Below are 23,849 nucleotides of genomic sequence, written 5' to 3'. Positions count from 1 at the left end.
CAGTGTTGTCGAGTTTTGCTCAGGGTGTGATTGCCCGTGCATTGTGCAATTACCCTCTGCCGAAGCATCCAGCCTCGCAATGCCGAAAGGTCCGGTTGACCCCAAGGCTCGCCGACAGGAGTTTGTGTGAGGACCAGCCAGAACGACATGGAACGCGACGACGATGCCGCGCCGGTCGAAATGCTCGCGTCGCTGTTCGAGGCACGTGGCTGGCAGTTCGAATATGTCGGCGATGACGAGATCAGCGGCGAGATCCAGGGCTCCTGGGCCAATTACCAGCTGCGCGGCATCTGGCGGCGCGAGGACCGTGTGCTTCAGCTGCTGTGCCTCCCCGACATCCGCGTGCCCGACGACAAGCGCGCGCCGATGTTCGAGGTGCTGGCCCTGGTCAACGAGCAGATGTGGCTCGGTCATTTCGACGTCTGGTCGAACGGCATGGTCCTGCTTTACCGCCACGCCCTGATGCTCGGCGACGATGGCCTGCTCTCGATCGACCAGGCGCAGACCGCGGTGGAAGCCGCGATCGACGAGTGCGACCGGTTCTACCCGGCCTTCCAGTTCATCCTGTGGGGCGACAAGTCGCCGGCCGAGGCGCTGGCCAGCGCGCTGGTCGATGCGGCCGGGGAAGCCTGAGATGAGCCGCATCCTGCTGGTCGGCTGCGGCAACATGGGCGGGGCCATGCTCACCGGCTGGCTGGCCGGCGGGCGCGCGGCCTCCGAATTCACCGTGGTCGATCCCTTCCTCGCCGAAGCCCCGGCAGGCGTGACCCTGCTGCGCGAAATCCCGGCGGGCGATCCGTTCGATGTCGTCCTGCTCGGCTTCAAGCCCCAGCAATTCGCCGAGGCCAGCGTGCCGGTGGGCGCCGCTGTAGGGCCGGGAACCATCGTGCTCTCGATCCTGGCGGGCGTGGACCTGGCCACCCTGCGCGGTCGCTTCCCGCAGGCCGGGGCCATGGTGCGGGTCATGCCCAACCTTGCGGCGGCCATGGGCAAGTCGCCGATCGGCCTGTTCGGCGATGGCGACGGGGCGGCGCGGGCCGCGGTCAATGCGCTGATGGCGCCGTTGGGCACGGCCGAGTGGCTGGCCGGCGAGGAGCTGATGGACGTGGTTACGGCGCTGGCCGGTTCCGGCCCGGCCTTTGTCTACCGCCTGATCGATGCCCTGGCGCAAGGCGCGGCCGCGCTGGGCCTGCCGCGCGACCAGGCCGACCGGCTGGCGCTGGGCATGGTGGAAGGGGCCGGGGCGCTGGCCGCCGCCTCGCCGCTGGGCCCCGGCGAACTGGCCGACCGGGTCGCCAGCCCGGGCGGGACCACGCGGGCCGGGCTTGATGTGCTCGATGCCGATGGCCGGCTGGCGCGGCTGATGGCCGATACCCTGCGCGCCGCGCGCGACCGCGGGGCCGAGATGGCGGCCGAGGCCCGCGCAAAAAGCTGAGATTTCCCCGGGGAAACCCTACAGCCTGATACACTTTGCGACAGGCTGCCTTTCCGGTTGTTCTTGAATCGTTGACGAATGAAGCCGATATTGCGCCCACGGCCCCATCCCGGGCCAGAATGGAGCTTGGACACAATGGCAAACTGGAACGACCCCCAGCCCCGGATGGGCTTCGGCGCGGCTCCGGGCCTTTCCGAGAGCGCCGGTCGCGTCGCCTATGATGTGGGCCTGCGGCGCTATATGCTGTCGATCTACAACTACATGGCCTCGGGCGTGCTGCTTTCGGGCATCGTCGCCCTGCTGTTCGCCTCGTCGGGCCTGGCCCAGCAGATCATGGTCACGCCGCTGCGCTGGCTGATCGCGCTGGCCCCGCTGGGTTTCGTGATGGCGATGAGCTTCGGCCTCAACCGGATGCAGACCAGCACCCTGAAGACGCTGTTCTGGGCGTTCAGCGTGGCCATGGGCCTGTCGCTGTCGTCGATCTTCCTGGTCTACACCGGCCCGTCGATCGCCTCGACCTTCTTCGCCACCTCGGCGGCCTTCGCCGGCCTGAGCCTGGTGGGCTATACCACCAAGAAGGACCTGTCGGGCTTCGGCACCTTCCTCATCATGGGCGTGTGGGGCCTGCTGGCGGCGATGGTGATCAACATGATCTGGCCTTCGCAGGGGCTGGGCCTGGCCATCTCGCTGCTCGGCGTGCTGATCTTCGCGGGCCTGACCGCCTACGATACCCAGCGCCTGAAGATGATGTACCAGCACGTCGCCGGCACCGATTTCGCCGGCAAGATGATCGTGATGGGCGCGCTCAGCCTCTATCTCGACTTCATCAATATGTTTACCTTCCTGCTGCAGTTCATGGGCGATCGCCGCTGATCCCCACGGCAGGCTGCCGCAAAATACCGATGCCCGGCGTGACTTTGTCGCGCCGGGCATTTTCTTTGCCGGGATTGGCCACTACATGGTTGGCAGGGTTTGCACAGGTGGGGTCGCGCCACGCCGCGCATTGGCGGCGCTATCCACGGGAGGGTTTGGAATGATCGGTTACAAGCGAAAACAGGCGATGGGCCTGGCCATGCTGGCGCTGGTGGCCGGTTGCGGCCCGCAAGCGCCGCCGCCCAAGCCCTTGCCGCCGCCGCCGGTGGCCGTGGTCATCCCGCCGCGGCCCATGCCGCCCGACTTCGCCTCGCCCAACCTGACCGTGCCGCAAGCCGATGCCACGGGCCTGCGCTACAGCGTCAACCGCAACATCACGCCGGCGCAGACCGTGTGGAACCTGCGTTCGGCCTACAATGTCGCGGCGCTGAACTGCCCGGAACCCAAGTTTGCCGAGATCGTGATCAACTACCGCGTCTTCCTCAAGGCCCATGCCAAGGGGCTGGCCGCCTTCAACAGGAAGGTAGATGCCGAGTTCCGGGGCAAGTATGGCGCGGCCTTCATCGCCCCCCGCGAAAAGTACATGACCGAGGTCTACAACCACTACGCGCTGCCGCCCACGCTCGATGCCTTCTGCACCGCCGTGCTTGCGGTCAGCCGCGATGCCAGGGCGATCAAGCCGGCCGAACTGGAAGCCTTCTCGGCGCGCAGCCTGCCCAATGTGGAGGTGGTGTTCGACGATTTCTATCGCCGCTACGACGCCTATCGCCTCGCCCTGGCGGACTGGACCGCGCGCTATGGCCCGGCGCCCGGGGCCGCCAATCCGGCGTCGGCCCCTGGCTCGGCTGCCGCCCCGGTTGCCCCGGTCCAGGGGCTGGGCGGGACCGGCGCGGTCGTTCCGGTTGCCCCCTTGGGGCGTTAGCGGCAAAATTTGTCTATGCAGGGCGCGCCCCCTTCGCTAAGGGGGCCGCTCTCGCGGGCGGTCACCCCTGGTGGCGCGGTCCGCACTCGCACTGGAACGGGGCCGTAGCTCAGATGGGAGAGCGCGTCGTTCGCAATGACGAGGTCAGGGGTTCGATCCCCCTCGGCTCCACCAGTGCATTGGCAATGGCCACATCCCGGCCTGCGAACGGCACCGTTCTGCGCTTCCGGTGCTCACGACCCTGATGGTCGCTGCGCGCCGGTTCTCGAACGGCACCATTCTCGGCTCGGGCTGAGGCCATTTCCAACGCACTGGCCTGAAGCGGCCATCACACTGGCCGAAATTCTGCCCCCACGTCCGCTCAGGCTGAGCTTGTCGAAGCCCAGGCGCGACATTCGCCTCCCGAACGGCTAAGACCAACCCATGCATTTTCTCGACCAGGCCAAGATCTATGTCCGCGCCGGCTCCGGCGGGCCGGGGGCGGTTTCGTTCCGGCGGGAGAAATATGTCGAATATGGCGGGCCGGATGGCGGCGATGGCGGCAAGGGCGGCGATATCGTGTTCGAGGCCGTGGCCGGGCTGAACACCCTGATCGACTTCCGCTATACCCAGCACTTCAAGGCCCAGCGCGGCGGCGGCGGCATGGGCAAGAACCGCACCGGGGCCGGCGGGCAGGATCTGGTGGTCAAGGTTCCGGTCGGCACCCAGATCATCTCGGACGAGGATCGCGAAACGGTCCTGGCCGATCTGACCGAGGCCGGCCAGCGCGTGGTCCTGCTCGAAGGCGGGATGGGCGGGCGCGGCAATGCCTCCTACAAGACCAGCACCAACCGTGCGCCGCGCCAGCACCAGCCGGGCATCACCGGTGAGGAGCTGTGGGTCTGGCTGCGGCTGAAGCTGCTGGCCGATGCCGGCCTGGTGGGCCTGCCCAATGCCGGCAAGTCCACCTTCATCAACAAGATCACCAACACCAAGGCCAAGGTGGGCGATTATGCCTTCACCACCCTGCGCCCGCAGCTGGGCGTGGTGCGCCACCGCAACCGCGAGTTCGTGCTGGCCGACATTCCCGGCCTGATCGAGGGCGCGGCCGAAGGTGCCGGGGTGGGCGACCGCTTCCTTGGCCATATCGAGCGCTGTCGGGTGCTGATCCACCTGATCGACGTGAGCGGCACCGAGCCGGTCGATGCCATGCACATCGTCGAGGAGGAGCTGGAGGCCTATGGCGCCGGCCTGATCGACAAGCCGCGCCTGGTCGTGCTCAACAAGATCGACCTCGTTGATGCCGAACTGGTTGAGGCCTTTTCGCGCGAATTGCTCGAGGCCGGTGCCGATGCCGTGTTCCCGATCTCCGGGGCGACCGGCGCGGGGCTTGATGCCCTGCTCGACGCGGTGATCTCCTACCTCCCCGCCGCCACCATCACCGAGCGCCCCGCCGGCGAACAGGAGGATGCGGCCGAGGCCCAGCCCTGGTCGCCGCTCTGAGCCTGCCGGTCCTGGCGCCGCCGCCACCGCCGCCGCAAGCCGGACTCGTTTCGCCCCGCATCCGCGCCATTGGCGCGACGATGCGATCTTGCATCGCGGGCGGTTTGGCCTAATCGCCTGTGCCACGATGCAGACGGGTTCCACACAGATTGCCTCCCTCGCCGACCTGGCCGTTGCGGCGCGCTGTCCGCGGCTGGTGGTGAAGGTCGGCTCGGCGCTGCTGGTCGATGCCGCCGGGCCGCGCCGCGCGTGGATCGCGGCGCTGGCGGGCGAGATCGCGGCGGCGCGGGCGCGTGGGCAGGAGGTGGTCATCGTCAGCTCGGGCGCGATCGCTCTGGGCGCGCGGACCCTGAAGCTCGAGAAGGGCGGGCGCGGCAGCCTGGCCGATGCCCAGGCGGCGGCGGCGGTCGGCCAGATCGCGCTGTCGGGCCTGTGGGCCGAACTGCTGGGGGCGCACGGGATCGTCGCGGCGCAATTGCTGCTGACCCTGGAAGACCTGGAGGACCGCCGGCGCTATCTCAATGCCGCGGCCACGCTGGGCCGGTTGCTCGATGCCGGGGCGGTGCCCGTGGTCAACGAGAACGATTCGGTGGCGACCCAGGAAATCCGCTTTGGCGACAATGACCGGCTGGCCGCGCGGGTGGCCCAGGCGGCGCGGGCCAGCGCGGTGTTGCTGTTGTCCGATGTCGACGGGCTGTTCGATCGCAACCCCAAGGAGCCGGGCGCCCAGCGCCTGCCGGTGGTGCGCGGGGTGACGACGGAAATCCATGCCATGGCCGATGGCGGATCGGGTTCGGGCATGGGTTCGGGGGGCATGACCTCCAAGCTCCAGGCCGCCGAGATTGCCGAGCGCGCCGGGATTGCGCTGGCCATCGGCAACGGCACCAGGGACGCGCCGATCGCGCGGGTGATCGAGCAGGGGATCGGCACGCTGTTCCTGCCCCGTGTGCAAAAGGGCCGAAAGGCCGGCGCGCGCAAGGCCTGGCTGGGCGGGCGCCTGCGGCTGAAGGGCACGCTGACGGTCGATGCCGGGGCGGCCGAGGCGCTGGCCGGCGGGGCCAGCCTCCTGGCGCGGGGAATCGCGGCGGTGGAGGGCGATTTCGCGCGCGGCGATGCCGTGGCGATCCGTTCGCCGGAGGGCGCGGTGATCGCCCATGGCCTATCGGAATATGATGCCGCCGAATGCCGCCGCCTGCTGGGCCGCCATTCGAGCGAACATGAGGCGCTGCTCGGCTATTCGCCGCGCTCGGCCATCGTTCACCGCGACCAGCTCGTCCTGCTGTGACCCTGTTGGCGATCACCGGGGCGACCGGCTTCGTCGGACAGGCCTTGATCGACCGCGCGCTGGCGGAAGGATTCACCGTGCGCGCCCTTGCACGGCGGGAGCAACCCCATCGCAAGGGGGTTGCATGGGTTCATGGCGACCTGGCCGATCCCCGGGCGCTGGCCAGGCTGATGAAGCGGGCCGAGGCGGTGATCCACGTGGCCGGCGTGGTCAACGCGCCCGACCGCGAGGGCTTTGATGCCGGCAACGTGGCCGGCACGCTGAGCGTGGTCGAGGCGGCGAAGGCGGCTGGGGTGGGGCGGTTCGTGTTCGTTTCCTCGCTTTCCGCGCGCGAGCCGAAGCTGTCGGACTATGGCGCAAGCAAGGCGCGGGCGGAGAAGCTGGTGCGGGCGAGCGGGCTCGACTGGACCATCGTGCGCCCGCCCGCGATCTACGGCCCGCGCGACCGCGAGATGCTGGACCTGTTCCGCCTGGCGCGGTGGCGGGTGCTGGCCATGCCGCCGCGCCAGGGGCGGGCCTCGCTGATCCATGTCGAGGACCTGGCCCGGCTGCTGCTGGCCCTGGTCCCGGCCGAGCGGCGCACGGCGCACAAGGTGCTGGAACCCGATGACGGCCGCCCCGGCGGGTGGAGCCATTACGAGATCGCCCGCGCCATCGGCTGGGCGGTGGGGCGTCGCCCGCTGGTGCTGCACCTTCCGCCGGCCATGCTCCACCGGATCGCCCGGCTGGACGGATGGTGGCGCAAGGCCGCGGCCAAGCTGACCGCCGACCGGGTCAGCTATATGTGCCATCCCGACTGGGTGGTGAGCGAAAGGGCGCGGCCGCCCGTTCGCCTGTGGCAGCCGCAGGTGGAGACGCGCGGCGGGCTGAAGGCGACGGCCGACTGGTATCGCGCGCAGGGCTGGCTTTAACCAGTAGCGCTTGAACTGGCCGGCGCCTGGCCGCAGACTGCTGCGGGATGACCGAAAACCCCATTTCTGCCGAACATGGCGGCCTGTCGCAGGGCGAGGCCGAGGCGCGGCTGGCCGCCGGCGGGCCGAACGAGCTGGCCGGCGGGGGCCGCCAATCGCTGATCGGGATCGTGCGCGAGGTGCTGCGCGAGCCGATGCTGCTGTTCCTGGTGGCGGCGGGCGCGATCTATTTCGTTCTGGGCGATCTGCACGAGGCGCTGATCCTTACTGTCTTTGCCGGGCTGACCGTGGGCATCGCGGTGACCCAGGAGGTGCGTTCCGATCGCGCCATTGCCGCGCTGGGCGAACTGGCCTCGCCGCTCGCCACGGTAATTCGTGATGGCCAGCGGCGCGCCCTGCCGGCGCGCGAGGTGGTCTGCGGCGACCTGCTGGTGGTGAGCGAGGGTGGCCGGGTGGTGGCCGATGGCTGGGTGGTCAGTGCCGATGGCCTGCAGGTGGACGAGGCGATCCTGACCGGCGAATCGGTGCCCGTGGTCAAGCCGGCGCTGGGCGGGGCCATGCCGCCTGCCCTGCCGGCGCCGGGCGGCGAGACCATGCCTTGCGTGTTCAGCGGGACGCTGGTGGTGCGCGGGACCGGGTTGGTGGCGGTGATGGCGACCGGGCCGCGCACGGCCATGGGCGCGCTGGGCCGTTCGCTGGCGACGATCGGGCGGGAGGAACCGCGCCTTGCCGTGCAATCGCGCGCGATGGTGCGCTGGTTCGCAGGGGGCGGGCTGGCGGTGAGCGCGCTGGCGGTGGTGCTTTATGGCCTGCTGCGCGGCGGCTGGGTGGACGGCCTGCTTTCGGGGATCGCGCTGGCCATGTCGCTGATGCCCGAGGAACTGCCGGTGGTGCTCACCCTGTTCATGACCATGGGCGCGCTGCGCCTGTCGCGCGCGCGGGTGCTGGCGCGGCGGGGGACGGCGATCGAGACCCTGGGCGCGGCGACCGTTCTGTGCACCGACAAGACCGGCACCCTGACCGAGAACCGCATGGCGATCGAGGAACTGCGCCTGCCGGACGGCGGTGCCTTCCGCCCGGGCGAGGATGGCGCGGCGTTTCCCGAGGCCTTCGTGGACCTGGCCCGCGCCGGCATCCTGGCCTGTCCGCTGGAGCCGTTCGATCCGATGGAACAGGCCTTCCACGCCATGGCCCGCGCCCATCCTTCCGCAGGCCTCACCGACCGGCAGGAGGCCGGATGGGCGCTGCATCGCCACTATGCCCTCGCCCCCGATCTGCTGGCCATGTCGCACGTGTGGACGAGCGGACGCGCCGAGGACGCGCGGCTGGTGGCCGCCAAGGGCGCGCCCGAGGCCATTGCCGGGCTGTGCGGCCTTGCCCCCGGCGAGGTGCAGGCGATGGAGCGGGTGGCCGCCGACATGGCGGCGCGCGGGCTGCGGGTGCTGGGCGTGGCCATGGCCGAGTGGGCCGGCGCCGACCTGCCGCCGAGCCAGCGCCACTTCGCCTTCCGCTGTGCCGGCCTGGTTGGCCTGGCCGATCCGGTGCGCGCGGCCGTGCCCGGGGCGGTGCGCGACTTGCAGGCCGCCGGGATTCGCGTGGTGATGATCACCGGCGACTATCCGGCCACGGCGCGAGCCATTGCCGGCGAGGCGGGCATCGCGGCGGGCGCCACGCTGACCGGCGAGGACATGGCCGCGCTGGACGATACCGCCCTTGCCCGACGCATTCCGGGCGTTGCCGTGTTCGCGCGGGTCCTGCCCGAGCAGAAGCTGCGGATCGTGGAGGCGCTGAAGGCGGCGGGCGAAGTGGTGGCGATGATCGGCGACGGGGTGAACGACGCGCCCTCGCTGGTGGCGGCGCATATCGGCGTGGCCATGGGCCAGCGCGGCACCGACGTGGCGCGCGAGGCTTCCGCGCTGGTCCTGCTGGACGACGATTTCGGGGCGATCCCGCGCGCGGTGCGGCTGGGGCGGCGGATCTACGACAATATCCGCAAGGCCGCCGGCTTCATCTTCGCCGTGCACCTGCCGATCGCGGGCCTGGCGATCGTGCCGCTGCTGACCGGTTGGCCGCTGATCGTGGGGCCGGTGCACATCGCCTTGCTGGAGATGGTGATCGATCCGGTCTGCTCGCTGGCCTTCGAGGCCGAGCCGGAGGAGGCCGGGATCATGCGCCGCCCGCCGCGTGCGCCTGACAGCCCGCTGATTTCGCGGGTCCTGGCCATCTGGGCGGGCGTGCAGGGGGTGGTGGCGCTGGCCCTGCTGCTCGGGCTGGCGGTCTGGGCGCGGGGCGCGGGGCTGGACGAGGGGGCGTTCCGGGCGACCTGCTTTGCCGGGCTGATCGTGGCGGTGCTGATGCTGGTCTGGGCCAACCGTTCGCTGCGGGCCGGCTTGCCCCGGCGCAAGGGCGCCAACCTGGTGCTCGGCGCGATCCTGGGGGCGGCGGTGCCGTTTTTCGTGCTGCTGTTCCTGTTCGAGCCGGTGGCGAGCCTGTTCGGCTTTGCCGTGCTGGCGCGCGGCGGGATTGTGGCGATCGGGGTGATGGGGCTGGCGCTGGTTGCCGCGTTGCATGGGGTGAAGCGGCTGCTCGGGCGCGCGCTGGCGGGCTGATCAGGCGCTGCTTGCCGGCGGGGCCGACTTGCGGCACCTTCCGTGCGGGAGCCGTGAGGATGGGAGAGGCAGCGATGGGCGATACTGCTCAGGGCGCGCCGATCACGGTGGCCCGCGATCTGACAGCGGGCGATCTGGCGGCGGCATTGGCGGCGGGGTGGCGGGACTTTCTTGCCTGCCCGGCCTTCGGGATATTCTTTGCCGGCATCTACGTGGCCGGCGGGCTCTTGCTCTATTTCGCGCTCTACCGGCACGGGCAGGTCGTCTGGCTGGTGCCGGCGGCGGGCGGCTTTCCGATCATTGCGCCCTTCGTGGCCGTGGGGCTTTACGAGGTCAGCCGCCGCCGCGAGGCTGGCCTGGCGCGAAGCTGGGGTGCGGTGCTGGGCGCGGTGCGCGGGCGCGGGGATGACCAGGTGCTGATGCTTGGCGGGTTCCTGTTCGTGGGGGTGACCTTCTGGATCATCATTGCCCACGGCATCTTTGCGGTGTTCCTGGCGGAAAGCGGGATCGGCACCGAATCGCTCGCCCTGTTCGCCACGCCGACCGGCATGGCCATGCTGGCCGTGGGCGGCGCGGTGGGGGCAGCGATTGCCGCGCTGTTCTATGCCGTGACCGTGATCAGTCTGCCGCTGCTGATCGACCGCGAGGTGGATTTCCTCACCGCGATGATGGTGAGCCTGGCCGCGGTGCGCGCCAATCCGGTGGTCATGCTGGGCTGGGGTGCGCTGATCGCGGCGGTGCTGGCCCTGGCGATGGTGCCGCTGTTCCTGGGCCTGTTCGTGGCCCTGCCGGTGCTGGGCCATGCCACATGGCACCTTTACCGGCGGGCGGTGGCACGCTGAGCGGGGCCGGGTTGCACAGGATAGTTCGCGCGAAGGCGCGAAGGCGCAAAGGGGCTGTGTCGGATTGGTGCGGAGCGGCGATTGCCTGATGCCCACTCCGGTCCGCCTGATCGGAACGCAGGCCGTTGTGCCGCCCCCCGTAACATCCTTGCGCCTTCGCGCGAAAGAAATGGACGTTCAGATCAGGAGGAAATCGGCGGCGGAGAGGATCGGCTTGGTGGTGAGCGTGGCCACCAGCGCCTGTGCGGTGCCGCCCGCGCCATCGGCATCGAAATAGAGCGAGCCGGTGGCCTGGGTGTAGACGAAGTGGTGCTGGGCAGTGGTGGCTGCGGTGCCGAGCGCCAGTTGCGCCGGATCGAGGGCGCCGGCGGGCAGGGCGGCCAAGGGGGTGAAGGCGGCGCGATCGAAGGCGAGGTGATCGGCGAGGTGGGCGAAATCCTGGATCACGTCGCGCAGGGCGGCGGTTTCGCGCAGGTCGAACAGGAAGGTATCGGCGCCGGCCCCGCCGGTGAGCGTATCGGCGCCCGCGCCGCCGGCCAGCGTATCATCGCCGCCGCCGCCATTGAGCGTATCGTTGCCGGCAAGGCCTGACAGCAGGTTGGCCGCCGCGTTGCCGATCAGGGAATTGGCCTGGGTGTTGCCGGTTCCGGTAATCGCGAGGGTGCCGGTGAGGGTGAGGTTCTCCACATTGGGGGCGAGGGTGAAGGTGACGGCGGCGGAGACCAGATCGGTGCCTTCGCCGGCAGCCTCGATCACCAGATCGCCGGCATTGTCGACCTTGTAGGTATCATTGCCGAGGCCTCCGGCAAGGGTATCGGCCCCGGCGGCGCCATCGAGGGTATCGTTGCCATCGAGGCCGGTCAGGCGATTGGCGGCGGCATTGCCGACGAGGCTGTTGGCCAGCCCATTGCCGGTGCCATCGATGGCGAGGGTGCCGGCAAGGGTGAGGTTTTCGATATTGGCGGCGAGGATGGCGGTGATGGTGGCCGAGACGAGATCGGTGCCTTCGCCGGCGTTTTCCAGCACCTGATCGCCGGCATTGTCGACCTTGTAGACATCGTTGCCGAGGCCGCCGACCAGGGTGTCGGCGCCGGCGGCGCCATCGAGGGTATCGTTGCCTTCCATGCCGGTGAGGCGGTTGGCGGCGGTGTTGCCGACGAGGCTGTTGGCGAGCGCATTGCCGGTGCCATCGATCGCGAGGGCGCCGGTGAGGGTGAGGTTCTCGACATTGGCGGAGAGGGTGAAGCTGGCGGAGGCCTTGACCAGATCGGTGCCTTCGCCGGCATTTTCCAGCACCTCGTCCGCGGCGTTGTCGACCGTGTAGGTATCGTTGCCGAGGCCGCCAAGCAGGGTGTCGGCGCCGGCGCCGCCGTCGATCGCATCGTTCCCGGCGGCGCCTTCGATGCGGTTGGCCAGGGCATTGCCGGTGAGCGTATCGGCAAAGGCGGATCCGGTGAGATTTTCGATGGCATCGACCAGCCAATCGTTCCCCGCGCCGCCGGTGGCCTGGGCCTTGCCGGTGATGGCGAGGCTGATCTTCACCAGCGCGGGGGCATCGGCATAGTCCACCGTGTCCACCCCGCCGCCGCCGGTGAGGCGATCATCGCCGGGGCCGCCCGAAAGCCAATCGTCGCCAAGGGATCCATCGAGGCTGTCATTCCCTGCGAGGCCCGAGAGGCGATCGGCCCAGGGGGTGCCGGAGAGCGTGTCGGCCCCGGCGGTCCCGGTGAGGGTTACCCCGGCGGCGTAGGCCGGGAGCGCGGCGCTGCCATCGGCGAAGCGGACCTGTTCGACGGCGGTGAGCCGGTCCACCCCGTCGTCCCCATCGGTGGGGTCGATATCGGTGAGAATGTAGCCGCCCAGACCGTCCTGCGTGAGGGCATGGCCGGCCTGGCGCCCGGACACCACGAAAAGGTCGGCCCCGGCGCCGCCGTCGACCGTTTCCGCGCCCGGGCCGCCAATGACGAGATCGTCGCCCGCGCCGGTGGCGATGCGGTTGGCGCCGCCGTGCGCGGCCTCCACCGTATCGTTGCCGCTGCCGGTGGTGATCGTGTTGGCACCGCTGCCGAGGCCGATCCACACCGCCTCGAAGCCCCTGTAGGTGCCGCGATCGCCGGTGATGACCCCGGCCGCATCGGTGGCGAGGAGCGCGCCGGGGGCGGTGGAGAGATCGAGCTGGAGCCAGTCTGCCCCGGCCCCGCCATCGAGGGTGAGCGTGGCGCCGGCCAGCAGGGGGGCGGCGTTCACATATGCGACGTTGTCATCATCGGAGAGAGTGAGGGCGAGCTGTTCAATGCCATCGAAGGCGTTGAAGCCGATCAGCCCCTGGAAGGCGGAACCGGCGGCGAAGATCGCAACATCGCGGTAGGCCGCGGCGAGGCCGGCATCATTGCGCTGGAGGCTATCGACCCCGGCGCCGGCGTGGATATCGGCGGAGAGCAGGCCCGACATCACGAAGCTGTCATCGCCCGCGCCGGTGGTGAGATCGGCATATTCGGCATGGGCGAGGGTGGTGCCGTTGGAGAGGGTGGCGGCGCCCGTGTTGCCATCCCACGTGAAGGAGAGGGCGGTTGCGGCGGCGGAATAATCGCCCTCCCACTGATCGAAACCGGCGCCGAGATCGATCGCGTCGGCCCCGCCGGCCGACCAGGCCGCATCGTCACCCGCGCCGGTGGTGACGGTGTTGGCGCCGGCGCCCACGGCGATGAAGAACTGCTCGAAGTCCAGCCAGGTGCCGCGATTGGCGGCGATCGTGCCATCGGCGCCGACCACGAAGGTGGTCCCCGCAAAGGCGGAGAAATCGACCGCCAGGCTATCGAAGCCGAGGCCGCCCGACAGGTTCATCGTGGCCCCCAGAGCGAGCGGGGCGGCATCGACGAAAGCGGAATTGTCACCATCGCCGAGCGCGGCGTTGATGTGTTCGATGCCGGCGAAGGTGGCGCGGGCCACGGTTCCGGCGAACTGGCCGGTGCCGCCATTCTCGAACGAGGCGGCATAAGGCGTGCCGAGATCGCCGGTATCGTCCCAGGTGAGCCAGTCCTCCCCGAGGCCGCCATCGACGTGGAAGGCGCCCAGGCCCATCAGCAGGAACGAATCCTCGGCCGAGCCGGTGAGGATGGAGCCGCCTTCGATCTGGGTGAGCGTGGTGCCGTTGGTGACATAGCCGGTTCCGGCGGAGGTATCGTAGGCGAAGCCGAGCGCGCTGGACCAGCCGGAATAGTCCCCATGCCACAGATCGGTGCCGGCGCCGCCGTTGACCACGTCGATCCCGCCGGCGGACCAGATCGTGTCATTCCCCGCGCCGGTGCTGATCGTATCGTTCCCGGCCGCCGCGTGGATCGCATCGGCGCCGGTCTGCGTGGTGACGCGGTTGGCGCCGGGTCCGAGGGTGATTTCGAACTGGTCCCACCCGGAAAAGCTGCCACGGTTGCTGGTGACGAGGAAGTTGACGCCTTGCTGGAACGTGGTGTCCGCAAGCGCCGAGAAATCGATCCGCAGCACGTCGAAACCGGCGCCGGCATCGAGCTGGAGCGTGGCCCCGGCGGCAAGCGGGGCGGCATCGATGGTGGCGGTGTCGTTCCCGGGCGAGAAGGTGAGGGCCAGGGCTTCGATCCCGGAGAAGGTGACCCGGTTGGCGGCGGGGACCAGGGCATTGCCGATGGCGCCCGCGAACGCACCCGCGCTTTCGGCCGCGATGCTGGCGGTGATGCCGAGGAGGGCGGCGTAGTTGACCGTGAGCGTATCGAAGCCCAGCCCGCCCGATAGCCAATCGAGGCCCAGCAGGGGCAGGAAGCTATCGGCAGCCGTGGTGCCGATCAGGGTATCGTTGCCATTGGTGCCGGTGATCGTGGGCATCGCAATCCTGCCGTGGCGCCCCGGACAGGGCACTGGAATGGCAGGAGATTAGCCGCAGTTTCCGGCGTTTGGCGGCCAGGTTGGGCCGTTTTGGACATTTTTGGCGGGGAGGCGCGCCCACCCCCGGCGCTTCCCGCCTGCGGGAGGGGAGTCAGGTCATTTTCGGGGAGGGGGACTGCCGGGGCGGCGGGGGATGGGGTGTTCAGGAGAGCGCGGCGTTTGGCGGCGGTCCCCCTCCGTCAGCCTGCGGCTGCCACCTCCCCGCGAGCGGGGAGGATTCCGGGCTCAGAACACCGGATCGTAGCCGGGGGGCAGTTCGTCGCCCGGTTCATCGTCGGCGCCGGGGACGTGGATGCCGCATTCGGTCTTGTCCCAGCCCTTCCAGCGGCCCGAACGCGGATCCTCGCCCTCGGCGACCTTGTGGGTGCAGGGGGAGCAGCCGATCGAGGGGTAGCCTTCGGCGACCAGCGGGTGGGCCGGCAGGTCGTGCTCGGCGAAGTAGGCGGCGATGTCGTCGGCCGACCAGTCGATCAGCGGATTGATCTTGAGCCGCCCTTGCGCGTCTGACTTGTCGATCTCGAAGCGCGGCAGGTTGGCGCGGGTGTCGGACTGGAAGGCCTTGCGCCCGGTGATCGCGGCGTCGAACTTTTCCAGCGCGCGGGCCAGCGGCTTGACCTTGCGGATCTCGCAGCAGCCATCGGGATCGTAGGACCAGCGTAGGCCGCTTTCGTCGCGCTTGGCCAGTTCTTCCGCATCGGGGACGAGGTTGACCACGTTCAGCCCCAGCCGCGCCACCAGCGCATCGCGGTAGGCCAGCGTTTCGGGGAAGTGCTTGCCGGTCTCGAGGAACAGCACCGGCGTTTCCGGGGCGATGCTGGCCACCAGGTGCAGCAGCACCGCGCTTTCCGCGCCGAAGCTGGAGACCACGGCGACATCGCCGGCCAACTGTTCCTTGAGGACCGAGGCGAGCCAGTCGGTCGTCTCCGCGCCGCGGAACATCCGGTTCAGGCGCACCGCATCGGCCTCGGAGAAGCGCGGGCCGGTATCGATCCGGTCAAGCTTGCGTTCGGCGGTCACGGGGTGCTCCGTCATGGTTCGATGGCCTTCGGGCAGGGTCAGGCCGCGCCGTGGCGCTTGGCCCAGATCGGGGCGCGGCCATCGACGGTAGGGGTATAGACCTCGGCGTAGCGGGCCAGCGCCGCCTCGGCGTCGGCCGCGTTGAGCGGGTGTTCGGGGGCGAAACTGTCAAACCCGCAGCGGCGCATATAGGCCAGCTGATCGACCAGGACATCGCCCACGGCGCGCAGTTCGCCGGTGTAGCCGGCTTCGCGCAGGGTGCGGGCGGCGGAATATCCGCGCCCGTCGCCGAAAACGGGGAAGTTCACTTCGACCAGGCGCAGCCGATCGAGGAAGGGCAGCAGCTCGCGGGCATCGTCGCCCGGCTCGATGCGGACGGCCGAAGCGTTGGACTGTTCACCGAACGAATCGACCGTCACGGCCGGATCGCCCGCCGGCTCGTCGGCGCGGAAGCGGAACTGGGTCTCGACCATCATGCGGTCTCCTTCTGGTAGATCGCGTCCTTGAACGGGGCCATGCCGAGGCGCCGGTAGGTATCGAGGAAGCGCTCGTCGCCCTCTCTGTTGGCGAGATAGACCTCGGTGGCCTTCTCGACCGCATCGACGATGCCGTTTTCATCGAAGCCCGGCCCGGTGATCTGGCCGAGCGAGGTGTCCGCGCCCTCGCTCCCGCCGAGCAGGAGCTGGTAGTTCTCCACCCCCTTGCGGTCGACGCCGAGGATGCCGATGTGGCCGGCGTGGTGGTGGCCGCAGGCGTTGATGCAGCCCGAGATCTTCAGCTTCAGCTCACCGATCTCCTGCTCCTTGGCGGCGAAGCGTTCGGAGATCTTCTGGGCGACCGGGATCGAGCGGGCATTGGCGAGGCTACAATAGTCCAGCCCCGGGCAGGCGATGATGTCGCCGATCTTGTCGAGGTTGGCAGCGCCCAGGCCAGCCTCTTCCAGCTTCTGCCACAGGGCGAAAAGCTGCGCCTTCTGGACGTGGGGGAGGACGATGTTCTGCGCGTGGGTGACGCGCAGTTCGTCGAACGAATAATCGCGCGCCAGGTCGGCCATCAGGCGGATCTGGTCGGCCGAGGCATCGCCGGGGATGCCGCCGGCCGGCTTGAGGCTGATCGTGACGACCACGTAGCCGGCCTGCTTGTGGGTGTGGGTGTTGTTCTTCACCCAGCGGGCGAACGCCTGGTCCGACAGGTCGAGCGTGTCGGGCAGGCCGGAAACAAAGGCCGGGTCGGCAAACTGGGCCTTGATCCGCTCCAGCTCGGCGGCGGGCGGTTCGAGGTTCAGGGTCTGCATATGGGCGAATTCCGTCTCGACCTGACGGGTGTATTCGTCCTTGCCGAGTTCATGGACGAGGATCTTGATCCGCGCCTTGTACTTGTTGTCGCGCCGGCCGTGGCGGTTGTAGACCCTGAGGCAGGCCTCCGAGTAGGTGATCATCTGGTCGATCGGCACGAACTGGTTGATGCACGGCGCGATCATGGGCGTGCGGCCCATGCCGCCGCCGACGTAGAACGCGGCGCCGAGTTCACCCTTGGCATTCCTGACGATCTGGATGCCGATGTCGTGCAGGCGCATGGCCGCGCGGTCGGTATCGCTCGCGATCACCGCCATCTTGAACTTGCGCGGCAGGTAGCTGAATTCCGGGTGGAAGGTGGACCACTGGCGGATCAGCTCGGCATAGGGGCGCGGATCGACCACTTCATCGGCGATGGCGCCGGCGTACTGGTCGGAAGTGGTATTGCGGATGCAGTTGCCGCTGGTCTGGATCGCGTGCATCTCCACGCTGGCGAGATCGGCCAGGATATCGGGCGCCTCTTCCAGCTTGATCCAGTTGTACTGGATGTTCTGGCGGGTGGTGAAGTGGCCGTAGCCGCGATCGTACTTGTCGGCGATGTCGCCCAGCATCCGCATCTGCGCGGAGGACAGCGTGCCATAGGGCACGGCGACGCGCAGCATATAGGCGTGGAGCTGGAGATAGAGCCCGTTCATCAGCCGCAGCGGACGGAACTGGTCTTCGGCAAGGCTGCCGTCGAGCCGGCGGCGGACCTGGTCGCGGAAATCGGCGACGCGGGCATCGACCATGGCCTGGTCATACTGGTCATAGACGTACATTTCAGATCACCCAGTTGCCGGCGGCGGGATCGGCGCGCTTGAGGGAAAGGTCGAGGCGCACGGTGGGGCCAAGGGCGCGGATGCGTTCCTTGATGTGGGCCGGGCGAATGCCTTCGGCGCCCTGCGCGCCGTCGATCACATAGGGGCTGACCACGTGGCGGGCGGCGGCTTCGCGCGCGGCGATTTCATCGCCATGTTCGCCCACGTCGATCGCGTCTTCCACGTGGAGCGACCAGTTCTCGCCGGTCCACCAGGTTACCGCGCCCGATTTCAGATCATTGCCCGTCAGGATCTTCACTTCACTGCCTCCAGCGCGATTTCGCGCAATTCCGTTTCATCCCGCGCGGCCACATCGCCGATGACGATGAGCGCCGGGCTCTTCACCTTGTTGACCGCGACCAGCGCGGCGAGGCCGGCCAGCGGCCCGCGCAGCACCCGCATCGCGGCGCGCGTTGCATTCTCGATCACCGCCACCGGCACTTGCGGTGCCAGGCCATCGGCCATGAGCTTTTCCGAGATCGCCTCGGCGGTGGCCACGCCCATGTAGATGACGAGCGTGCGGCCCTTGCCGGCAAGGCCGGACCAGTCCTGCTCGGTCAGCCCCTTGCACTGACCGGCGACGAAAGTCACGATCGAGGCGGCATCGCGGTGCGTGAGCGGGATCTGCGCGGCGGCGGCGGCGCCATTGGCCGCGCTGATCCCGGGGACCACGACGACCGGCACGCCGGCGGCGCGGCAGGCCTCGGCCTCTTCGCCGCCGCGACCGAACACGAACGGATCGCCGCCCTTGAGGCGGATCACGTCATGCCCGGCGCGGGCTTCGCGCACCAGCAGGGCATTGATGCCGTCCTGCGGCAGGGTGTGGCGGCTGCGGCTCTTGGCAACCGAGACCATGCGCGCGGTGCGCGGCGCCATGGCGAGGATCGCGGGTTCGACCAGCCCATCGTGGACGATCAGCGAGGCATTCATGATCAGCCGAGCGGCGCGCAGGGTCAACAGGTCGGGATCGCCAGGGCCGGCGCCGACCAGATGGACCGTTCCGGGAGTGAGGGCGGCATGAGGCATGGGGCGCATTTGGCCGTTCAGGTGCCATGATGCGAGTCAGAATGGTTTGGCCGGGAGGAAGGAAAATTTTTGGGGGCGGTCACCCAGCCTATTCCCCCCGCGCCACCGTCAGCGGCCCGGCAAATCGCACCTCCCTTTGCGGAAACGGAATCTCCACCCCGTGTTCGCGGAAGAGGTGCCAGACCTGCTTGAGGACGTCTGAGCGGATGTTGCCGACGCCTTCCTCGGGATCGTCGATCCAGCACTGGATCTCGAATTCGATGGCATTGTCGCCGAAGGCCTTGAGCCAGACGCTGGGGGCGGGGTCGTTGTGGACCCGCTTTGCCGCGCGGGCGGCCTGGAGCATCAGGCTTTCCGCATGGTCGATATCGGTGCCATAGGCCACGGCCACCGGTACCTTCACCCGCACGTCGCGCGAGGAATAGGACCAGTTTTCCACCTGGCTGGTCATCAGGTTCTCGTTGGGGATAAGGTATTCGATCTGGTCGCGGGTGGTGATCGAGACGGCGCGGATGCCGATCTTCTTGACCTGGCCGACGGCAGTGTCCTTGCCGCTGGTCACGGCGATGACGTCACCCGGCTTGATCGAGCGGTCCATCAGCAGGATCAGCCCGGCGATGAGGTTGCCGAAGGTCTTTTGCAGGCCGAAGCCAACCGCGAGGCCCAGCGCGCCGGAAAAGACGGTGAGCGCGGTGAGACTGATCCCCAGCGCGTCGATCCCGATCAGGATGGTGAGCACCCAGACCGCGATCGAGACCAGCTTCTCGCCCAGCAGGCGCTGGGTGGGATCGAGCTGGGTCATCCGCGAAAAGACGTGGCGAACCGTGCGGCTGGCGAGGCGGCCGAACACCACGACGCAGAACAGGACCAGCAGCGCCAGCACCGCGCGGTAGAGCGAGACGCGGGTGTGGCCATAGTCGAAGCCGATCGAATCGGCGCGGGCGGCAAGATCGGCCAGCCCGTGCTGCCAATCGAGCCTCAGGCGGCGTTCCATGCGGCCAGCCCCCGTTCCAGATCGGCGATGAGATCGGCCGGGTCTTCCAGCCCGATCGAGAGTCGCAGGCCGAAGCGGTCGGCCGGGTCGGCGCCGGCGGGCGGCCAGGGCGTGGCGCTGCGGCTGGGGCCGGGATCGAGCGGGGTGACCAGGCTTTCGAAGCCGCCCCACGAATAGCCGATGCCGAACAGGGCCAGGGCATCGATCAGGGCATCGCGCGCCGCCGCCGTGCCGCCCTTCAGCACGAGGCTGAACAGGCCGCAGCCGCCGGTGAAGTCGCGAGCCCACAGATCGTGGCCGGGCGCGCCGGGAAGCATCGGGCACAGGACGCGAGCGACTTCCGGGCGGCTTTCCAGCCAGCGGGCGAGGGTGAGCGCGGAGGCGGTCTCGCGCTCCAGCCGCACCCCCATCGAGCGCAGGCCGCGCAGGGCCAGCGCCGCATCGTCGGGACTGACCACCTGGCCAAGCGCCTGGGCGGTGTGCCTGAGCTTGCCATACCAGTGGGCGCCGGCCGTGGCGCTGCCCAGCATCAGGTCGGAATGGCCGCCGACGTGCTTGGTCAGGCTCATCACCGCAATATCCACCCCGTGGGACAGCGCGGCGAGGCCGAGCGGGCTGGCCCAGGTGTTGTCGAGCACGGTGCAGGCGCCGTTCTGGCGGGCGATGGCTGCAAGGGCGGGAACGTCCTGCACCTCCATGGTCAGCGAGCCGGGGCTTTCGAGCAGGACGGCGCGGGTGCGATCGCAGAAGGCAGCGCCGAAGCCGGCCAGGTCGAGCGGATCGAACCAGCGCGTTTCCACCCCCCATTGGGCCAGCCAGCCGCGGGCGAGGGCGCGGCTGGGATCATAGGCGTTGTCGGTCATCAGCAGAACGTCGCCCGGTCTGATCGCGGTCATCAGGGCGCCGGCGATGGCGGCGACGCCGGAGGGATAGAGCATGGTCCCGCCATCGGGGCCGGCGCCCGGTTCCAGCTCGGTCAGCGCCTCGGCCAGCGCCCACTGGGTGGGGGCGCCGCGCCGGCCATAGTAGAACCGGCCATCGGCATTGGTGCGCGGGCCGGCCTTGAGCGCGGCGGTATCGGCATAGAGGTGGGTGCTGGACCGCCAGACCGGCGGGTTGACGACCGCGCCGGGCTGGTCGGCGGTGCCGGTCCATTCCGGGCGGCGGCCGGCGGTGGTCAGGCGGGTGGCGGGGGAGAGCTTGTCGACAGGAGCCTTCATGCCCCTGTTGCTATCAGGCGTGGACCGCTTCCCCAAGTGCCTTGGGCAGCGCGGGATCGGCGCCCCATTCGGCCCAGCTCCCATCGTAGAGCGCGACATCGTCCTTGCCGATGAGGTGAAGCGCGAAGCCCACCACGCAGGCGGTGACGCCCGAGCCGCAAGTGGTCACCACGGGCCGCGACAGGTCCACCCCGGCGGCGGTGAAGACGGCGCGCAGGTCGTCGGGCGACTTGTAGGTGCCATCGGGGTTGAACAATGCGGTATAGGGCACGTTGAGCGAGCCGGGGATGTGGCCGGGGGCCAGGCCCGGGCGCTGTTCGGGCGAGGCGCCGGTGAAGCGGGCCGCGCCCCGGGCATCGACCACCTGTTCGGCCCGGCTGGCGAGATTGGCGACGAGCTGGGCCTTGGAGCGGACCTGGGCCGGATCGGACCAGGCGGTGAAATGGCGGTGGCGGCGGGTCTCGACCCCCTTGGCCAGCGGCTGGCCGGCGGCGATCCACGCGCCAAGGCCACCATCGAGGATGGCGACGAGATTGGCGCCGAACATCCGCAGCATGAACCAGGCGCGGGCCGAGCTTTTCACCGCCGAATCGTCATAAAGGATGATGCGGCTGCCATCGCCCAGGCCCAGCGCCTGCATCCGGCTGGCGAAGCGTTCGGCAGAAGGAAGCGTGTTTTCGACCGGGGCGGCGGGTTCCACCAGGTCTTCGAGGTTCATGAAGACCGCGCCGGGGATGTGCCCTTCCCCATATTCGGCGCGCGCATCGCGGCCAGCCTCGGGCAGGTGCTTGGTCGCATCGACGATGCGAAGGTCGCTCGCGCCCATTTCGTTGGCCAGCCATTCGACCGTGACGAGGCTCGTCATCTACGCGGCTCCTCCTCCTCGCTACGCGGGCGAAAACGGTTACCCTTCTCATGGAGCCGCGTCGAGGGGGCTTCGGCAACCGATTACCACAAGGCCGGGCGGGGTGTTGCCCCTTTGCACCGATAAGCCGGGCGGCGCGGTTCAGGCCGAGGTGGCGACGGTCCGCTGGGCGATCGCGGCGTACAGGCGCGGGCCGCGGTCGAGCCGGAACGGGCGCAGCGGCCCGCCGGGGACCACCGGCGGTTCGCCCACCACCAGCGCGGTGGTGCGGGTGGGGCCGGCGCCGTCCACCCGCAGCCGCACCAGCGGCACCAGCAGCGCGGCCGAGCCGGCGTGGATCGGGGTGGCATCGGCCAGGGGCAGGCGCAGTTCTCCGGTCAGTTCAGCCCTTTCGCCGGGGCCGAGCGCGGCCAGGGCATGGCGCAGTTCGAGGCGCAGTTCGAGGCCGGCACCATCCTGGCCGAGCAGGGCGGCCTGCGAGATCGAGGCATGGGCGGCGATCATGTCGGCGGCGATGTGCAGCGGGCCGAGCGGGACGGGAGTCCGGTTGGCCAGGACCAGCCGATAGCGGAGCGTGGCGTTGACCAGGGTGAGGCTGAAGCGCAGCGGTTCGAGCACCAGATCGAGCGGATCGGCGGCGGTCGAGGCCGCTTCCGGCGCGGATGCAGGGGTGGGGTCTGGCGCGGGTTCCGGCACAGCCTGGGCCGGGGCGGGACGGGGGCGGACGAATTCGGGCTCGGCCTCGGCCTGCACCCGGCGCCGCGCGACCAGCGCCCAGGTGGCCAGGGCGCCGACCAGGCCGGCGACAAGCGCGGCGGGCAGGAGCCATCCCCGGTCGGTCAGGCTGGCCGGGCCGTCCAGCGGGGCTGGCGCGGAAATGGAGGGGGGCAGGCTGGTGGGCGCGGCGAGGCTCGGCTGGGCCAGGCCGGGCAGGACGGCTGCTGGGCTGGCGGCGCTGGATGGCGCGGTGGGTCGTTGGGCTGGCGCGGGCGCGGGGCGCGTTGCCGGACGGGCGGCGGGCGAGGGCGCCGGAACGGGAGTTGGAGCCGGAGTTGCGGGTGGAGCCGGCGTTGGCGACGGCGGGGCGGTCGGCGCGGGCGTGGCCGCTGCCGGGGTGGCGGGATTGTCGGGATCGACCGGACCCTGGCCGCGGGGCTGGGTGCCGGGCGGGAGGCGGAAATCGCTGGCCGACTGCGCCGCGGCGGGGGGCGCCAGGGCGAGCGTTCCCGCCCCTGTTCCCGCCGCGGCCCCTGCCAGGGCCATGGCCAGCGCAGCCGGGGTCAGGCTCGGACGGATCGGGGAATGGCGGCGTGGACGGTGCATCAGGCCTCTTTGGCTCGCGGCAAGGCCTTGGCGAGGCTGAACCCGGGGTGAACTGCCCGGCCATCATCGACCGGGCGTGGCCTTTCCCCGACTTGTGCGGGCGCGGCGATTGGATCATGGCTGCTCCATGACCGATCCAATCGAACCGGGCGAACCGTCGGTCGCCCCGCTGCACCTTGGCCGCCAGACCGCGCTGCCCGCCTCGCCGCAAGCCGCCGTGCTGGACTATGTCCCCAATCCTCGCGCCGGCACGCGCTATCTGGTGCGCTTTGCCGCGCCGGAATTCACCTCGCTGTGCCCGGTGACCGGCCAGCCCGATTTCGCCCACCTGGTGATCGACTATGCGCCGGGGCAGACCATCGTCGAATCGAAAAGCCTCAAGCTGTTCCTCGGATCGTTTCGCAACCATGCCGGCTTCCACGAGGATGTGACCGTAGGCATCGGCCAGCGCCTGTTCACCGAGATGCGCCCCGAATGGCTGCGGATCGGCGGCTACTGGTATCCGCGCGGAGGCATTCCGATCGACGTGTTCTGGCAATCCGGCGCCCCGCCAGAAGGCCTGTGGGTGCCCGACCAGGGCGTGGCCAGCTATCGCGGGCGCGGCTAGGCTTTCACCGCAAGGACCTGCGGGGCGGCAAGGCGCGCGCTCAGCCGTGGGCGGCGCACAACTCGCACATCGCGTGGATCAGGTCGCGCACCAGCGGGTCGGACAGGCTGTACCAGCGGGTCTGCGCCTCGCCCCGGATGGTGACCACGCCTTCCTCGCGCAGCATCGCCAGGTGTTGCGAAACCGAACTCTGCGACAGCCCGGTGAGCGTGACGAGCTCGGTCACCGAAACCTCACCCTCGTCCATCCGGCACAGCATCAGCAGGCGTTCGGGGTGGCTCATCAGCTTGAGGCGCCCGGCCATGTGGGCGGCATTGGCCTTGAGTTGGGTCAGGTCCGTCGGTTTCATGGAAGCTCTTGGGCAAGTGGGG

21 protein-coding genes and 1 tRNA gene are annotated in these 23,849 nt (G+C 69.6%); 11 read left to right on the top strand and 11 right to left on the bottom strand.

The window, feature by feature from the left end; all coding sequences use genetic code 11:
* Positions 1-147 precede the first annotated feature (147 nt).
* The 10 genes from ACFOD9_RS04960 to ACFOD9_RS04915 all read left to right on the top strand — a co-directional run bounded on the left by ACFOD9_RS04960 (position 148) and on the right by ACFOD9_RS04915 (position 10,359).
* Positions 148-633, top strand: coding sequence for a type III secretion system chaperone family protein (locus tag ACFOD9_RS04960; protein WP_379509014.1), 486 nt, complete (start codon positions 148-150; stop codon positions 631-633).
* 1 nt (position 634) lies between these two features.
* The gene (locus ACFOD9_RS04955; protein WP_379508973.1) at positions 635-1,435 is read left to right on the top strand and encodes a pyrroline-5-carboxylate reductase family protein; all 801 of its coding nucleotides are present in this window, start codon (positions 635-637) and stop codon (positions 1,433-1,435) included.
* Positions 1,436-1,570: 135 nt separating this feature from the next.
* Entirely contained in the window at positions 1,571-2,308 is a 738-nt protein-coding gene (locus ACFOD9_RS04950) for a Bax inhibitor-1/YccA family protein (protein ID WP_379509013.1), read from the top strand.
* Between the two features lie 160 nt (positions 2,309-2,468).
* The gene (locus tag ACFOD9_RS04945; protein WP_379508972.1) at positions 2,469-3,230 is read left to right on the top strand and encodes a hypothetical protein; all 762 of its coding nucleotides are present in this window, start codon (positions 2,469-2,471) and stop codon (positions 3,228-3,230) included.
* Between the two features lie 98 nt (positions 3,231-3,328).
* A tRNA-Ala gene (locus ACFOD9_RS04940) sits at positions 3,329-3,404 on the top strand.
* Between the two features lie 249 nt (positions 3,405-3,653).
* Complete coding sequence (gene obgE, locus ACFOD9_RS04935; protein ID WP_379508971.1) at positions 3,654-4,712, top strand: GTPase ObgE; 1,059 nt, start codon at positions 3,654-3,656, stop codon at positions 4,710-4,712.
* 127 nt (positions 4,713-4,839) lie between these two features.
* Positions 4,840-5,997 (top strand): glutamate 5-kinase, encoded by a 1,158-nt coding sequence (gene proB, locus ACFOD9_RS04930; protein WP_379508970.1) that lies wholly within the window; start codon positions 4,840-4,842, stop codon positions 5,995-5,997.
* Positions 5,994-6,908 carry an NAD-dependent epimerase/dehydratase family protein gene (locus ACFOD9_RS04925; protein WP_379508969.1) on the top strand — a complete coding sequence of 305 codons (915 nt, stop codon included), beginning with the start codon at positions 5,994-5,996 and terminating at the stop codon, positions 6,906-6,908. Before proB ends, ACFOD9_RS04925 begins: the two co-directional genes overlap by 4 nt.
* A 47-nt stretch (positions 6,909-6,955) precedes the next feature.
* Entirely contained in the window at positions 6,956-9,517 is a 2,562-nt protein-coding gene (locus tag ACFOD9_RS04920) for a cation-translocating P-type ATPase (RefSeq protein ID WP_379508968.1), read from the top strand.
* A gap of 74 nt (positions 9,518-9,591) precedes the next feature.
* Positions 9,592-10,359, top strand: a complete 768-nt coding sequence (locus tag ACFOD9_RS04915) for a DUF2189 domain-containing protein (RefSeq protein WP_379508967.1) — start codon at positions 9,592-9,594, stop codon at positions 10,357-10,359.
* A 177-nt stretch (positions 10,360-10,536) separates the two neighbouring features.
* Here ACFOD9_RS04915 and ACFOD9_RS04910 read toward each other — a convergent pair whose 3' ends face one another.
* The 10 genes from ACFOD9_RS04910 to ACFOD9_RS04865 all read right to left on the bottom strand — a co-directional run bounded on the left by ACFOD9_RS04910 (position 10,537) and on the right by ACFOD9_RS04865 (position 22,871).
* Complete coding sequence (locus ACFOD9_RS04910; RefSeq protein WP_379508966.1) at positions 10,537-14,214, bottom strand: beta strand repeat-containing protein; 3,678 nt, start codon at positions 14,212-14,214, stop codon at positions 10,537-10,539.
* A gap of 285 nt (positions 14,215-14,499) precedes the next feature.
* A complete protein-coding gene (locus ACFOD9_RS04905) occupies positions 14,500-15,306 on the bottom strand; it encodes a phosphoadenylyl-sulfate reductase (protein WP_379508965.1) in 807 nt (268 codons plus the stop codon).
* Positions 15,307-15,329: 23 nt separating this feature from the next.
* On the bottom strand, positions 15,330-15,764 hold the full coding sequence (locus ACFOD9_RS04900; RefSeq protein WP_379509012.1) for a DUF934 domain-containing protein: 435 nt from the start codon (positions 15,762-15,764) through the stop codon (positions 15,330-15,332).
* Positions 15,764-17,404 (bottom strand): nitrite/sulfite reductase, encoded by a 1,641-nt coding sequence (locus ACFOD9_RS04895; protein WP_379508964.1) that lies wholly within the window; start codon positions 17,402-17,404, stop codon positions 15,764-15,766. The genes ACFOD9_RS04900 and ACFOD9_RS04895 overlap by 1 nt, the downstream gene beginning before the upstream one ends.
* 1 nt (position 17,405) lies before the next feature.
* A complete protein-coding gene (locus ACFOD9_RS04890) occupies positions 17,406-17,702 on the bottom strand; it encodes a DUF2849 domain-containing protein (RefSeq protein ID WP_379508963.1) in 297 nt (98 codons plus the stop codon).
* Entirely contained in the window at positions 17,699-18,469 is a 771-nt protein-coding gene (cobA, locus tag ACFOD9_RS04885) for a uroporphyrinogen-III C-methyltransferase (RefSeq protein ID WP_379508962.1), read from the bottom strand. Before cobA ends, ACFOD9_RS04890 begins: the two co-directional genes overlap by 4 nt.
* An 88-nt stretch (positions 18,470-18,557) precedes the next feature.
* The gene (locus tag ACFOD9_RS04880) at positions 18,558-19,463 is read right to left on the bottom strand and encodes a mechanosensitive ion channel family protein (RefSeq protein WP_379508961.1); all 906 of its coding nucleotides are present in this window, start codon (positions 19,461-19,463) and stop codon (positions 18,558-18,560) included.
* Entirely contained in the window at positions 19,448-20,683 is a 1,236-nt protein-coding gene (metC, locus tag ACFOD9_RS04875; protein WP_379508960.1) for a cystathionine beta-lyase, read from the bottom strand. The genes ACFOD9_RS04880 and metC overlap by 16 nt, the downstream gene beginning before the upstream one ends.
* Before the next feature lie 13 nt (positions 20,684-20,696).
* A complete protein-coding gene (gene sseA / locus ACFOD9_RS04870; protein WP_379508959.1) occupies positions 20,697-21,548 on the bottom strand; it encodes a 3-mercaptopyruvate sulfurtransferase in 852 nt (283 codons plus the stop codon).
* 141 nt (positions 21,549-21,689) lie between these two features.
* Entirely contained in the window at positions 21,690-22,871 is a 1,182-nt protein-coding gene (locus ACFOD9_RS04865; RefSeq protein ID WP_379508958.1) for a hypothetical protein, read from the bottom strand.
* 127 nt (positions 22,872-22,998) lie between these two features.
* Here ACFOD9_RS04865 and queF point away from each other — a divergent pair, with 127 nt between their 5' ends.
* Positions 22,999-23,478: a preQ(1) synthase gene (queF, locus tag ACFOD9_RS04860; RefSeq protein ID WP_379508957.1), complete on the top strand. Its 480-nt coding sequence runs from the start codon at positions 22,999-23,001 to the stop codon at positions 23,476-23,478.
* 40 nt (positions 23,479-23,518) lie between these two features.
* Here the strand turns inward: queF and ACFOD9_RS04855 are convergent, their stop codons facing one another.
* On the bottom strand, positions 23,519-23,827 hold the full coding sequence (locus ACFOD9_RS04855) for an ArsR/SmtB family transcription factor (protein WP_379508956.1): 309 nt from the start codon (positions 23,825-23,827) through the stop codon (positions 23,519-23,521).
* Positions 23,828-23,849 lie beyond the last annotated feature (22 nt).

Source organism: Novosphingobium bradum, assembly GCF_042646485.1.
Lineage (GTDB): Bacteria > Pseudomonadota > Alphaproteobacteria > Sphingomonadales > Sphingomonadaceae > Novosphingobium > Novosphingobium bradum.
Note: the sequence above shows the minus strand (reverse complement) of the source record. Positions and strands in the feature narration are given on the sequence as shown.